At 36.9% G+C, this 14,578-nt stretch carries 8 protein-coding genes; 6 read left to right on the forward strand and 2 right to left on the reverse strand.

Features of this window, described 5'->3' with window-relative positions:
- Window positions 1-3: 3 nt before the first annotated feature.
- From JGH11_RS04440 to JGH11_RS04465, 6 genes are all read left to right on the forward strand, one after another.
- Entirely contained in the window at window positions 4-1,839 is a 1,836-nt protein-coding gene (locus JGH11_RS04440) for a DUF4859 domain-containing protein (RefSeq protein WP_201110361.1), read from the forward strand.
- Between the two features lie 12 nt (window positions 1,840-1,851).
- Window positions 1,852-4,317 carry a glycoside hydrolase family 127 protein gene (locus JGH11_RS04445; protein ID WP_201110362.1) on the forward strand — a complete coding sequence of 822 codons (2,466 nt, stop codon included), beginning with the start codon at window positions 1,852-1,854 and terminating at the stop codon, window positions 4,315-4,317.
- Window positions 4,318-4,327: 10 nt separating this feature from the next.
- Entirely contained in the window at window positions 4,328-5,152 is an 825-nt protein-coding gene (locus tag JGH11_RS04450) for a hypothetical protein (RefSeq protein ID WP_201110363.1), read from the forward strand.
- A gap of 5 nt (window positions 5,153-5,157) precedes the next feature.
- Window positions 5,158-7,239 carry a family 43 glycosylhydrolase gene (locus tag JGH11_RS04455; RefSeq protein WP_201110364.1) on the forward strand — a complete coding sequence of 694 codons (2,082 nt, stop codon included), beginning with the start codon at window positions 5,158-5,160 and terminating at the stop codon, window positions 7,237-7,239.
- A 14-nt stretch (window positions 7,240-7,253) separates the two neighbouring features.
- On the forward strand, window positions 7,254-9,677 hold the full coding sequence (locus JGH11_RS04460) for a beta-L-arabinofuranosidase domain-containing protein (protein WP_201110365.1): 2,424 nt from the start codon (window positions 7,254-7,256) through the stop codon (window positions 9,675-9,677).
- A 277-nt stretch (window positions 9,678-9,954) separates the two neighbouring features.
- Window positions 9,955-12,174 carry a S9 family peptidase gene (locus JGH11_RS04465; RefSeq protein WP_201110366.1) on the forward strand — a complete coding sequence of 740 codons (2,220 nt, stop codon included), beginning with the start codon at window positions 9,955-9,957 and terminating at the stop codon, window positions 12,172-12,174.
- A 60-nt stretch (window positions 12,175-12,234) separates the two neighbouring features.
- Here the strand turns inward: JGH11_RS04465 and JGH11_RS04470 are convergent, their stop codons facing one another.
- Together JGH11_RS04470 and JGH11_RS04475 are read right to left on the reverse strand one after the other, a co-directional pair.
- Window positions 12,235-12,951 (reverse strand): response regulator transcription factor, encoded by a 717-nt coding sequence (locus tag JGH11_RS04470; RefSeq protein WP_201110367.1) that lies wholly within the window; start codon window positions 12,949-12,951, stop codon window positions 12,235-12,237.
- Window positions 12,952-12,973: 22 nt separating this feature from the next.
- Entirely contained in the window at window positions 12,974-14,560 is a 1,587-nt protein-coding gene (locus JGH11_RS04475; protein ID WP_201110368.1) for a cell wall metabolism sensor histidine kinase WalK, read from the reverse strand.
- Between the last annotated feature and the right edge of the window lie 18 nt (window positions 14,561-14,578).

Consider the following 14,578-nt stretch of genomic DNA (forward strand, 5'->3'; position numbering starts at 1 on the left):
ATTATGAAAAAATATTTAATATATCTGCTTTCAAGCTGGTTTATCATATTTAATATCGGCTGTACTGATTATGATGATTTCACGAAAAAACATGTATATGGCGATCAGAACGTATATGGCGATAAAAAGATATATATTCCTATTGACCTAAAAGATAATAACTTCGATGATGATAATAGTAAATGGAGCTATAAGCGGAGTCGACAAAGTGAAAACTTCATTTGCTTCTGGGAAGAAAAATTCGGAGATGACCCAACCTATGCAAAACCTCAATATGCTGTAAACATTAATGATTTACTAGCCAAAGTAGAAAGCTTCTATGATGTATATACAAATAAAATGAAGTTTATCACCCCTGGTCAATCCAAAACAGATAAATATAAGATGATGATCTTTTTAAATTATGACACGGAATGGTTAGCAACAGGCTCTGGCTATGATGATGAGATAGGTGCCTTATGGATAAATATTCCTGCAGCACAGCCTGTAAATGAAACTATGGCTCACGAAGTAGGACACAGCTTTCAATATCAGGTTTATGCTGATGATGCCGCAAAAAAATCGGGCTTTCGTTATGGATTTGGAATAGATGGAGCTGGAGGAAATCCTTTTTGGGAGCAAACAGCTCAATGGCAATCATTTAAGATTTATAAACAAGAACAATTTACAAGCAGTTATTTTAACGAGTATCTAAAATATTGTAATTTAAATGTATTACACGAAACTCCACGCTATTCAAACTATTTCATACACGATTACTGGGTCGATAAACATGGACTTGAAATAATATCAAAGATATGGCGTCAGTCACAATACCCGGAAGATCCTATAGAAGCTTATCAGCGCATAACCGGAGTCAATCAAAAGATATTCAATGACGAATTCTTCGACTACGCACGTCGTATGGTAACATGGGATTTAGAATCTATAAGAGAGTATGGGAAAAACTATCTGACGCGCCCACAACCTTCTATGGAAGAAATTGAAGATGGATTCTGGCAAATAAGCGAAGAAAATTGTCCCGAAAATTATGGATATAATGTAATCAATTTAAATGTTCCCGATGGAGGTACCACTGTATCAGCTAATTTCGAAGGGCTTATCGGAGCAAATGGCTATCGCTCTATAAAAGTAGAAAAAGCTGGATGGCGCTATGGTTTTGTTGCTCTTTTAGAAGATGGTTCTACAGTATATAGTGACACCTATGATGAGAATAATGGCACTGTAACGTTCAATTGTCCTGATAAATGCAAAAAACTATGTTTTGTTGTAAGTGGAGCTCCTACCGAACATTGGCGTCACGAATGGGACAATGATACTAGTAATGATGAACAATGGCCATATAAAGTGAGATTTAATGCAACTAACCTTTATGGCAAAATATCAATTGATCCTAATGCAGATCCTAAAGATATTACATTAACTTATGACGTTGCAATGGCTGCTGCAACTATAGACTATGACTATATCAGTGTCGAAGTTGACATAAATCGCTTATGCGGTGCATTTGTTCTTTATCCTGATCAAATATCTAGTAAGATAGACAAAAAGGAAATAGAGTATTCTGCCATAAAACCAAGTGGAGAATTAGATTCGACACCAGCAACGGCCAATTATCCAGGACATTGGTTTGATGGTAGTGGAAATGTCTGCTCTTGGGGGGATAAAGCCAGATTTTTCTCTGAATACGATTCAGCTAATTTTGTTTTTAACATAGGACAATACCCCGGTAAAAACAAATCAGGAGATAGAACGACTATCAAACAATCATTTATATATACCAATAACGAAGGTAAAAGGGCACAAGCAACATTCATCTTTAATGTTACTATTCAATAAAACTAAAAATAAATGAAAGAAAAACTAGCATTATTTATTGTCACGGCAGCATTAATGCTCTCATGCAAATTGACAGAGGAGCCATCTCAGGTTCAACTCGGCGAAATTAAAGAAGTTCCATTTACAGATGTCCACTTCACTGATGAATTCTGGTTGCCACGAATGGAAATAAACAGAACCGTTTCTATTCCGTCAGCGTTTCACCAATGTGAAATCAATGGGCGATTTGATAATTTTGCTTTAGCAGGTGGATTGATTAAGGGTGAACATAAGGGAGACTTCTCTTTCGATGACACCGATCCATACAAAATTATAGAGGGAGCTTCCTACTCTTTAGCCGTAAAATATGATCCAAAACTGGATGCATACCTAGATAGTGTTATTACACTAATAGCTGCGGCACAAGAACCAGACGGTTACCTGACAACATGTGTGACCAACAAGTGTACTCGCCTGTCGGGCTGGTGGGGCAGTGCCCGTTGGGAAAAGATAAACAGTCACGAATTATATAACAGTGGCCATTTGTACGAAGCTGCAGTAGCTCATTATCAGGCAACAAAAAAAAGATCTTTACTCGATGTTGCTATCAAGAATGCAGATTTAGTGTGTCAAGTGTTCGGTCCAAATGAAGGACAGAAACATGTACCATCAGGACACCCGATCATCGAAATGGCATTAGTAAAACTATACAATGTCACAAATGACAAAAAGTATTTGGATATGGCCCGTTATTTTGTAGATGAAACCGGAAGAGGTACTGATGGACATAAACTTAGTCCATACAGTCAGGATCACAAACCAATTTTGGAGCAGGACGAAATAGTAGGACATGCGGTGCGTGCCGGTTATCTTTATTCAGGAGTGACGGATGTAGCTTCTATGTTACATGACAAAGAACTGTTTAATGCTGTAGATCGTGTTTGGGACAATATGGCTAGTAAGAAGCTCTATATTATAGGCGGAATCGGTTCGCGTGCTCAAGGTGAAGGCTTTGGCCCGAATTATGAACTAAATAACTTCAACAATTATTGTGAAACTTGTGCTTCCATCGCCAATGTATACTGGAACCAACGCATGTTCCTTGCTACAGGAGAATCGAAATATGTAGATGTTCTTGAAAGGGCTCTTTACAATGGACTTATAGCAGGAGTTTCTCTGAGTGGCGACAGATTCTTTTATGGTAATCCGATGGCCTCAGATGGTGGATTCGAAAGAGCACCTTGGTTTGGCTGTGCCTGCTGTCCGGGCAACGTGACCCGTTTTATGGCATCCGTACCGGGATATGTATATGCTGTCAACAAGAAAGATATATATGTAAATCTATTTGTAGAAGGTAATTCTAAAATCAAGCTAGATAATAGTGAAATCGAATTAGCTCAAAAGACAAAATATCCTTGGGAAGGAGATGTTGAAATTGAGGTGAATCCTTCTGTTAAAGATAAATTTACGATACTTCTACGTATCCCAGGATGGGCAAAAAATAAACCTGTGCCTTCCGATCTGTACCACTATGTAGATGGAGCAAACCCCGATGTGAAAATATCAGTGAATGGACAAGATGCTAAAAAGGCAATTCGAGGCGGTTATGCTGTAATAGAACGCGAATGGAAATCGGGTGATAAGATAGCTATACATATGGATATGCCGATAAGAAGGGTACAAGCTCATAAAGAGGTAAAATATGACGAAGGTCTATTATCAATAGAACGTGGCCCTATCGTTTATGCACTGGAAAGCATAGATCAGAAGAATAATTATTTGTTTGATATCGTTATTCCTCGCGATTCGAAAATAGATTCGCATTTCGAAAAGAATCTCCTTAATGGAGTTATGGTTTTGGAAGGAAATGCCTCTATTATAGAAAAAGACTCGACAAACGGAAAGCTAATTGAGCAACCGTTTACATTCAAAGCTATTCCTTATAGCACATGGAACAACCGTGGACAAGGTCAACTGGTAGTATGGACTGCCGAGACTTCTGAATATGCAATTGTCAAACCGGAACCTACAATCGCATCTCAGGCATGGCAAGTAGACGGATGGGGTTTCAAGGATCAATTCGAGCCAAAATCATCTGCCGATATTAATACTCCGTACCATTATTGGTGGCTCAAGGCCGGAACTGAAGAATCGATCGGTTACAAGTTTAAGAAACCCAAAACAGTATCCAATGTGGAAGTCTATTGGTTAGCCTTCGAGCATTACGATGTCATTTACAAAGCTCCTGAATCATGGAAATTATTATATAAAGATGGTAATTCGTGGAAAGAAGTTAAGAATACATCTCCATACGGAACTGAACTTGATAAATATAATAAAGTTACATTCGAACCCGTAACTACCACCGAATTAAAGATGGTTGTACAACTACAAAGACCTAAAGCTAAAGATTCTTCGGATGAAAACGGGCCTCAAGTTGTCGATGTAGGACGAAAAGGGTATTCAGGTGGAGTTATCGAATGGAAAGTTAACAGATAAATAATAGACAATGAAGATTAGACTTTTACATACATTCTTTTCTATCATATTCATAATTTCGCTTTACAGCTGCTCCGATAAAAAGGGGCAGCTTTCTTGCAAAGAAGCAAAAGTAACAAGTGTACCCGATTCTTTACATCTCGATCCTTTTTATAAAAAATATATTGATGCAAATGGAATACCTGTAGTCTCATCGATGAATGTAAATGACTCTGCTCTTATCAGAGCTAGTAAAGTTATTTATCAGATATTATCGAAACGGGAAGATGTTAAGAAAGCTATGATCGCAAAGGGATGTAAAGTTATGATTATCGGAGAAAAGGAAGAAGTTTGTGATATACCCGAATACAAAAAGATTTGCGATACCCCCGAAAATATCGCATACTGGAATAAACGGGCACGTGGATTTGGCGGAGCTCCGGAACATGATTCTAGTGCCAGTTGCGGTGAGGAAAATATTATTTGTCTTCCAGGTGATAGATATAAAGGTGAAAGCATACTTGTACATGAGTTTGCACATATCATTCATATGGTAGGTATTTTAAATATTAATCCTAATTTTGACAACGAACTGGAAACTTTACGTCAGAAAGCCATTGAAAAAGGATTGTGGAAAGACACATATGCCATTAGTAACAAAGAAGAATATTTTGCGGAAACAGTTCAATCGTTTTTCAACTGCAATAAATGCTCGGATCAACCTAATGGTGTACATAATTCTATCAGTACTCGGGAAAAGCTGAAATCGTACGATCCCGACATATATAATTTGTTGTTACAATATTTCGCGGAAGCAGAACTATATTTATGTACCGACAATAGATCTGATATATAATGAAGATGCCAAGAAAAATACTTTACATATTATTTGTATTGTTATTACCCATACTCCTGTATGCTCAGGAGGTAAAATTCAATACACCGGGAGCAGGTAATCCTATAATCCCCGGTTATTTTGCCGATCCTACTGTTCGTAAATTTGGAGACACTTATTACATCTATGCCACTACAGATGGCACCGGCCTTGGCGTCGGTCCGGCTCAGGTTTGGAAATCGAAAGACTTTGTCAATTGGACAATAGCTCCTATGAATTGGCCTGATGCACATCAAATATGGGCTCCGGATGTTATGCAAGGTACCGATGGAAAATATTATCATTATTATAGTCAGGCTTGCAAGATATTTTGCGGGGTATCTGACAATCCTACTGGTCCTTGGAAAAATATTTTGGGAGCTGATGAAGCAGTACTAATCCCAGACAGATATGTAAAAATGTCGATTACACTCGATGCTCAAAGCTTCATCGATGATGATGGCTCTACTTACCTATATTGGGGAACATGGGGTATATATAAAGATCATGGTTGTGGTGTAGGTAAATTGAGTGCCGATATGAAAAGTCTTGTAGACACGGCACTAATACCAAACACGCAAGCAACTGAATTTTTCGAAGCTCCTTATGTATTCAAACGCAATGATATCTATTATCTGACTTATTCGTCAGGATCTTGCCATGACCATACTTATCGGGTACAATATGCGACAAGTAAAATAGGACCGATGGGACCTTTCGAATTTGCGGATAATAATCCCATATTGGCAACAAACTCAGATACCACTATACATGGACCCGGACATCATAGTATACTGAAAGAAGGTGACGACTATTATATAGTCTATCACAGGCACAACATTCCTCAATCTACTCGTGGATTCTTCAGACAAATAGCTGCCGACAAGTTGATTTTCGATAAAAACGGAAGAATACTAAAGATAGAAGCTGGTCATAAAGGAATCGGTTATCTACAAAAAGATTCCAATCCATACAAAGATATTGCATTCGGCGCCAAAGTGAAGGCCTCGTCTTATTACGATGAAAACTTTAAGCCTAAATATGCCGTAGATAATAACAATGCAACTTTGTGGAGAGCAAAAAACTGCTCTGAAAAAGAATGGATCGAAATAGATTTAGGTAAAGCCCAGTCTGTAAAAAGAATTTGGACTCAATTTGAACATGCCACATCATTTTATCAATATTTGTATGAAACATCAACTGATGGTAAAAACTGGACTGTATTTTCCGACAAACAGAATAATACCTTAGCAGGTAGTCCAATGACAGATCACGGTGATATCAAAGCCAAATATATACGCTTAACAATAAGCGGTAACGAAATGAATGGTTTGTTCCCTGCTGTTTGGAATATCAAAGTATTTTCTGAAGGGAAAGATCCTTTTCCTGCGAATGAAATGCTATTCAACAGACAAGCTGCAACTGCTGTACCGAAACGCAGGGGATTATTATTCGAAATCAATGCCAATGATTATCAAATAGGAGAATTGGCGGGCAGAATAACAAATAACAGAGATACGAAACAAGGATTCAATGCCATTTCAATGGCTGTACCCATAAAAGATCATAAAAGTAAAAAAGCATTTGCATTTAATGGGTATCAACAATTTAAATCTGATTTTGGACTACCTGAAACTATGACGGGTAATGCACCTTACAGTGTTTCGGCGTGGATAGCTTCACCATATCCAAAAGAAAACGAATGTATTATAGATATAAACGAATCTTATGGAGAACTTGAAAAAATAATTTTCGGGTATGGAACAAGCGATAGAAGTGGTATCACGATGCACCATGGCTGGTATGAAGACATGGGGATAAAAGATATGGAAACAAGTGATGAATGGAAGCATATCGCCGTAACCTTCGACGGATATAAAGAGCGGATATATATTAATGGTATATTCGTTAAAGAAAAAGATATATTCCTGCGTGTTGGAAAAAGTGAAAGGTTAACCCTAGGTACTAAATTTGACGGAGAGCATCAATTTAGAGGTTATTTGCATTCACTTCAATTCTATGACATACCTCTAAAGCAGGAACAAATAACAGAATTATATAATCGATAAAAATAAAATACTCTATGAAAAAGTTAAGCTTAATTGTTCTTTTTATAGTCTTATACTGGTCTACAGCCTATGCCTGTAATCATTCGGGACATATAAGTGCCGAAGATAAGAAAGACTATCCTATTCAGCCGGTAGCTTTTACATCGGTTAAATTCTCCGATAGCTTCTGGGCTCCTCGCATCAGAATAAATCAGGATGTAACTATCCCTATTGCATTAGGACATTGTTATAACACTGGGCGAGTAGACAACTTTAAGAAAGCGGGAGGCCTTATGCCCGGTTACTTTGGAACCCAACTGACTTTCGACGATACCGACATCTATAAAATAATAGAAGGTGCCTCCTACTCTATTCAGATGTTTCCTAATAAGGAACTTGAGTCCCGTATGGATACACTCATTTATTATATCCAAAAAGCTCAGGAGCCCGATGGTTATCTTTTTACGGCCCGTACTGCAGGCGAACCGGGAAATCTACACGAATGGGTAGGTGAAAAACGTTGGGAAAAAGATCCGGAACTCAGTCACGAATTGTACAATTGCGGACATCTCTATGAAGCTGCCGTAGCACACTATCAAGCAACAGGAAAACGCACATTACTTGATGTAGCTATTAAGAGTGCAGATCTTTTAGTAAAAGACTTTGGTCCTGGGAAATTAGCTTATGAACCCGGTCATCAAATTGTAGAAATGGGGCTGGCTAAAATGTATCGTGTTACAGGTAAAAAAGAATATCTAGATTTAGCTAAATATTTCCTCGATCTGAAAGGACATGGAAAAAGTGGTGAATATAGCCAAACACATAAACCTGTAATAGAGCAAGATGAAGCTGTAGGCCACGCTGTACGTGCTGCCTATATGTATTCCGGAATGGCCGATGTTGCGGCACTGACAGGCAACGAAGCCTATCTGCGTGCGATAGATAAAATTTGGGATAATGTTGTTACTAAGAAATTATATATCACAGGAGGTATAGGAGCAACAGGACATGGCGAAGCTTTCGGAGCAAACTATGAACTACCTAATATGTCTGCATATTGTGAAACATGTGCTGCCATAGCAAATGTGTATTGGAATCACAGATTATTCCTATTGCACGGAGACTCCAAATACTATGATGTATTGGAAAGAACACTATACAATGGACTTATATCGGGGCTTAACTTAGAAGGTAACCGCTTTTTCTATCCTAACCCTTTAGAATCGGTAGGCCAACATGGACGTAGTGAATGGTTTGGCTGTGCCTGCTGTCCTAGTAATGTTTGTCGTTTTATGCCTTCTATACCCGGATATGTATATGCTAAAAAAGATAATAAAATATACGTAAACCTATTTGTAGAAAGTGATTCAGATATAGAACTCGGCAAAAATAAGATAAACCTGTCTCAAAAAACAGGCTATCCATGGGATGGTAATATAGCGATTAATATAAATCCTGCAAAGTCTGAAAAATTCGAGATATTAGTACGCATACCTGGTTGGGCTTTAAACAAACCAGTACCAAGTGACCTATATACATATTTGAATCCGAAAAAAGAAACTGTAAAAATTAAGATAAATGGCAAAGAGGTTAATTATACCATAGGAAGTGACGGATATGTAGCTCTTTCTCGAAAATGGGAAAAAGGTGATAAAATAGAAGTCTCGTTCCCGATGGATATACACAAAGATGTGGCAAACGAGAAAGTAGAAGACGATAGAGGTAAGGTTGCTATAGAACGTGGACCGATCGTATATTGTTTGGAGTGGGTAGACAATCAGGACCGTGTATTAAATGCTGTATTGGAAGACAATGTAACTTTTTCAGAAAGTTACCAACCAAAAGAATTGAGTGGTATAGTAAAACTTGAAGCCAATGCTAAAAGCGCATCGAGAGATAAAAATAATAATGTAATAGTGGAAAATAAACATCTGACTGCTATTCCATATTACGCATGGGCAAACCGAGGTTCGGGAGAAATGGCTGTATGGATTCCACGTACTGTAGAATCGACTCGCCCACTGCCACCACCGACCTTCTGCACATCGGCAAAAGTTACGGTTTCATCTCCTAACAAATCGATGAGCAGTGTAAACGATGGTTACTGGCCTAAAAACTCGAATGACCGACATGTTCCGTTCTTCACTCTTTGGCCAAAAAACAATTCGCTAGAGTGGATTGTATATGACTTCGATAAACCCGAAACATTCTCTACTGCATCTGTATTCTGGTACGATGATGGTCCTTGGGGTGGATGTCGTATCCCTCTATCATGGAATGTACAATATAAAGACCAAAACGGTGAATGGAAAGATGTAAAAACTAAAGCCCAGCCTAAATCAGAAAAAGATGTGCTGAATAAGGTAGAGTTCGAAACTGTAACAAGCCAAAGTGTGCGTCTGCAATTTCAACTACCCGCTGAAGAATCGACCGGTATTTACGAATTTGAAGTAAAGTAAGGCCATAAATCATATCAAGGATATGTAGAATTATTGATGAAAGTTGTTCTACATATCCTTTGTTTTTATGATATATCTTTATCTATACAGTTGCTATACAAATAAAAACGTGTTTTATTTAATGACTGAAAGAGTAACAATGATAATCAACAAAAAAGATGTAACCTTTGTCACTTTTTTGTTAAAAAGGAAAATCAATAATAGTTAGCAGATGTGTTACTTTTGTCACTTTCTTATAGGAAGGCCTTAAAAAATCTATTTCTAATAATTTACAATAATGAAAAAACTGTTATTTTTTTTCTTATTCCTGTCTATCTATTCCTACGGACAAAGTATAGATAGCCTATATAGACGAGCCGATTCGTTTAGAGGCAAATATGCTACCAAATTTTACAATGGTCTGTCCGATATAAAAGCCATTAATGACACCCATAGTTTTTGGTATCTTACACAAACTCCCAATGGAAATGAATACTTTATAATAGATGCCGATACGAAGACTGTGTATCAAGCTTTTAATCAACAAAAACTAGCTTTAGCTCTAACTAATGTAACAAATAAAGAAATTAACCCATATAAGTTACCATTAAGATCATTGCAATTCTGCAAAAATATGCATTCTATTTATTTTTATGTAGATGAAACGAAATATAATTGTAAACTGACTGACTATTCCATAAACAAAGATCTAAACCAAACATCACGCAATGAAAGCTATTGGGGTGGTGTATTTAAAGAAAACAAGAAAGATAAAATAAAATCACCTGACGGAAAAAAAGAAGCTTATATACAAGAAGGAAATCTATGGATTACGGATATCGACACTAAAAAAGATAGAAAAATAAGTAACGACGGTTCGGTTTACGAATATTATTCGTCCAATATTTATTGGTCTCCAGACTCTAAAAAGGTTGTATGTTGCCGTTACCGTCCGGCCGAAACTCGGAAACTTCTTATAATATCGTCATCGCCTAAAGATCAGCTTCAACCCAAAACAGAAGAGTATGATTACCCAAAACCGGGTGATGCACTCCCTATAAGACGTCCGGTAGTACATTTAATAGATGAAAATAAATCTATTGAATTCTCAGTACCCGATGTAGAACAGCAATTTGACCTGAGTAATATAAGATGGAATAAAAACAGTGACTCTTTCACTTTTAACTTTAATAAGCGAGGACATCAACAGTATGTCATCTATTCCGGAGATATTGCGACAGGTAAAGTTAGACCTATTGTGGATGAACAAAGCCCGACATTTGTTTATTATAATATGCTTTATCAATACTGGTTCGAAAACGGAAATGAGTTACTATGGGTATCAGAACGCGATGGCTGGCGACATATCTATCTTTATGATATCGCTTCGGGTAAAGTTAAAAAGCAATTGACAAAAGGTGAATGGGTAGTTAAGTCTGTCATCAAGGTGGATGAAACAAAACGAACTCTTATATTTAAAGCCTGTGGCATGGATAAAGATGAAGATCCATATCTCGAAAAATATTATTTGCTAAATATGGAAAGTGGAAAGATCAAGTCACTTACACCAGAGAACGCAAATCATAGTGTAACCTTTTCTACCGATTATTCTTTCTTCGTCGATAACTATTCACGTGTAGACCTCTCTCCTACTATTGTAGTAAGGTCGACAGAAGATGGTAAAGTTATATTTAAGCCTCTACAACAGCCGGATGCATCAAAAGCAATTGAAGCAGGTTGGAAGATACCTGAAGTATTCTCGGCTAAAGGACGAGATGGTAAAACAGATATATGGGGGGTAATCATTCGTCCAAGCAACTTCGATCCAAATAAGAAGTATCCTGTCATTGAATATATTTATGCGGGTCCACACGATTCACATGTACCTAAATCATTCGCAATAAGCCACCGTTGCAGCGAATTAGCCGAGTTGGGCTTTATAACTGTTATGATAGATGGCATGGGTACAGCTAATCGTTCTAAAGCATTTCATGATGTGTGCTGGAAGAACCTTAAAGATGCGGGATTCCCCGATCGTATATCATGGATGAAAGCCGCCGCAACAAAATATCCTGAAATGGACATAGAGCATGTGGGTATTTATGGTGGTTCGGCTGGCGGACAAAATACAATGGGAGCATTATTATTTCACCCCGAATTTTATAAAGTTGGAGTAGCATCATGTGGCTGTCACGATAACCGTATGGACAAAATATGGTGGAATGAACAATGGATGGGATATCCTATCGGCAAAGAATACGAAGAATGTTCGAATGTTGTGAATGCTAAATTGCTTCAAGGAAACTTGATGCTTATACTTGGAGAATTGGATAATAACGTCGATCCATCCAGTACATTACAGGTAGCCGATGAATTGATCAAGCATAATAAGGAATTTGAATTTGTTATACTACCCGGAGCTAGACATACATTGGGCGAAAGCTACGGAGAGCGTAAACGACGAGATTTCTTTGTAAAGCACCTATTAGGGATTGAGACTCCCAAGTGGAATAAGTAGCCAGATACAAAAAGAGCAGGCTTTCACCTGCTCTTTCTAAGCTTTATAATCGTACTGTTATTATTCAGCAGTACCCTCTTCGTCATTTACAGGGGCAATCAGTTTATAACCTTTACCGTGTATGTTAATGATTTCGATACTAGGATCAGGTTTCAATAACTTACGCAGTTTAGTGATATACACGTCCATACTACGAGCATTGAAGTAGTTATCATCCACCCATATTTGTTTCAGGGCATGGTTTCTCTCCAATATATCGTTTGCATGAGCGCATAAAAGAGCTAATAGTTCAGCCTCTTTCGTCGTCAATTTAGTACTATTTCCATTTATAGTCAATATTTGCTTTTGAGTATCAAAACTCATATTACCAAATTGATAAACTTGCTGTTCTTTATTTCTTTTGCCTTTTACACGGCGGAAAATAGCCTCTATGCGAAGAACAAGTTCTTCCATACTGAATGGTTTAGTAATATAATCATCAGCGCCAGCTTTGAAGCCTTCGAGAATATCGTCCTTCATATTTTTGGCTGTCAAAAATATAATCGGAATCTCTGTATTTATAGCCCTGATTTCTTTTACTAATGTAATACCATCTTTCTTAGGCATCATCACATCCAGAATACATAGGTCGTATTTTTCTTTTACAAATCCTTTGTACCCAACTTCACCGTCAATGTAAAGGTCAGTATCATAACCTTTTGCCTGAAGATACTCTCTCAGCAACATGCCAAGGTTTTCGTCATCTTCACATAAAAATAATTTCAATTTTTCTTCCATAACTTACTTATTTACATACAATTTATTTGAGTTGCTCATTATTCCTCATTACTGGCAGGCAAATTATAAACTTGGTTCCTTTTCCAACTTCACTCTCCGCTTTTATAGTTCCTTTGTGATCTTCTACAATTTTTCTCACGTAAGCCAAACCTAAACCAAACCCTTTTACATCATGTCGGTTGCCGGTTGAAACACGATAAAAACGCTCAAAGATCTTTTTCACATATTCTTTCTTTATACCTATTCCATTATCTTCTATTGCAATGTACAACTTATTATTATTGTTCCATGTACGTATCATCAATTCTAATGGAATATCTTCTCTTCTATATTTTACCGCATTGTCTAATAAATTAAACAACACATTTGTTATATGCATTTTATCAGCTTCTATAGTAGAATCTGTAGCTTCTAAGTCAATATCTAAATTACCTCCAAATTTTTCAACCTTTATTTGAAAAGTATTTGCTACACTAACTACAATATCATTAGCATCCAGCTCCTTCATTTTTAATGTTGCTTTCTGCTTTTCAAACAAAGACATTTGTAAGACTTTCTCTACTTGTAAACTCAATCTTTCTGTCTCATCGTTTATAACACCCGATATATGTTTAAAGACTTCGGGCGATTTAATTATTGAACCATCTTTTAGCATCTGAGCGGCTAATGATATAGTAGAGACAGGTGTTTTAAGTTCATGAGTCATATTATTCATAAAGTCACTTTTCATTTCCGACAAACGTTTCTGACGGAAAGTTGTATAGATAATGATGATAAATGTCACCAATAATATAAAGGTAAATAAGATAGAAGGATATATAAAAGAGACTTCACTAAAGAGATACTTTTCCTTATTAGGAAAATATACCTTCAAATATGTAACCCTATCTTGCGGATCGTTAGGAAATAATGCCTGAGGATAATAGTCTTTTCGGTTATTAACTATCAATAATGGTTGTCCATTGATAGGTTTATTGTTCTTGTCTACGACTTCAAACTGAAAAGGCAACTCTATACCATTACTTTTTATTTCATTTCTAATACTAGCTTCTAATGTTTTGAAGTTTATTCTCTCTTCTATCGGAACATTGCTGGCAGTATTTATTATCTGCATAGCAACCTCATTTAACAAATCAGTTTCATACAAAAATCTTTTTTTCTGTTCATCCTGCATATCAAAAATTGTCTTTGATATTGCATTGGTTCCTTTTTTACCGGATGATTGGAATATCTGACTATTAGGCTTGGTTTGTACTGTACTTGAGGCATTGTATTCCATATTAATAATGCCCGTATCATCAGCTGACACTTTAAACCGCTGTTGATGAGTTACAGTCTCTTCTGACAGTTGATTTCTTAATGACAATGACCTGTTATAGGCTGCAGTTTGTTTCCTCTGGGCTTCTTCAAAAGCTTCATACATATACTTCTTTGTCTGATCAAGTTCCAAATTTCGAGCAACTTGAGACAAACTCCTATTAATAGCTTCATTAAATTGATCGCTCCTTAAACGTATTGATTCCTTGAGATACATTATTTGTAAATACAACAAGCCAAAGAACGCGAATGCCATTATTCCAGCAAGTATCCATATTGTAGATTTCTTCATTTCTAGCTTCTCCAGTCT

It is taken from the genome of Dysgonomonas sp. Marseille-P4677, from assembly GCF_016652235.1.
Lineage (GTDB): Bacteria > Bacteroidota > Bacteroidia > Bacteroidales > Dysgonomonadaceae > Dysgonomonas.

Bases quoted from the DNA above. Each gene is read 5' to 3' on its own strand.
- JGH11_RS04465 (WP_201110366.1), top strand. From the start codon at position 9,955: ATGAAAAAACTGTTATTTTTTTTCTTATTCCTGTCTATCTATTCCTAC.
- JGH11_RS04475 (WP_201110368.1), bottom strand. From the start codon at position 14,560: ATGAAGAAATCTACAATATGGATACTTGCTGGAATAATGGCATTCGCG.
- JGH11_RS04450 (WP_201110363.1), top strand. From the start codon at position 4,328: ATGAAGATTAGACTTTTACATACATTCTTTTCTATCATATTCATAATT.
- JGH11_RS04440 (WP_201110361.1), top strand. From the start codon at position 4: ATGAAAAAATATTTAATATATCTGCTTTCAAGCTGGTTTATCATATTT.
- JGH11_RS04445 (WP_201110362.1), top strand. From the start codon at position 1,852: ATGAAAGAAAAACTAGCATTATTTATTGTCACGGCAGCATTAATGCTC.
- JGH11_RS04460 (WP_201110365.1), top strand. From the start codon at position 7,254: ATGAAAAAGTTAAGCTTAATTGTTCTTTTTATAGTCTTATACTGGTCT.
- JGH11_RS04455 (WP_201110364.1), top strand. From the start codon at position 5,158: ATGCCAAGAAAAATACTTTACATATTATTTGTATTGTTATTACCCATA.
- JGH11_RS04470 (WP_201110367.1), bottom strand. From the start codon at position 12,951: ATGGAAGAAAAATTGAAATTATTTTTATGTGAAGATGACGAAAACCTT.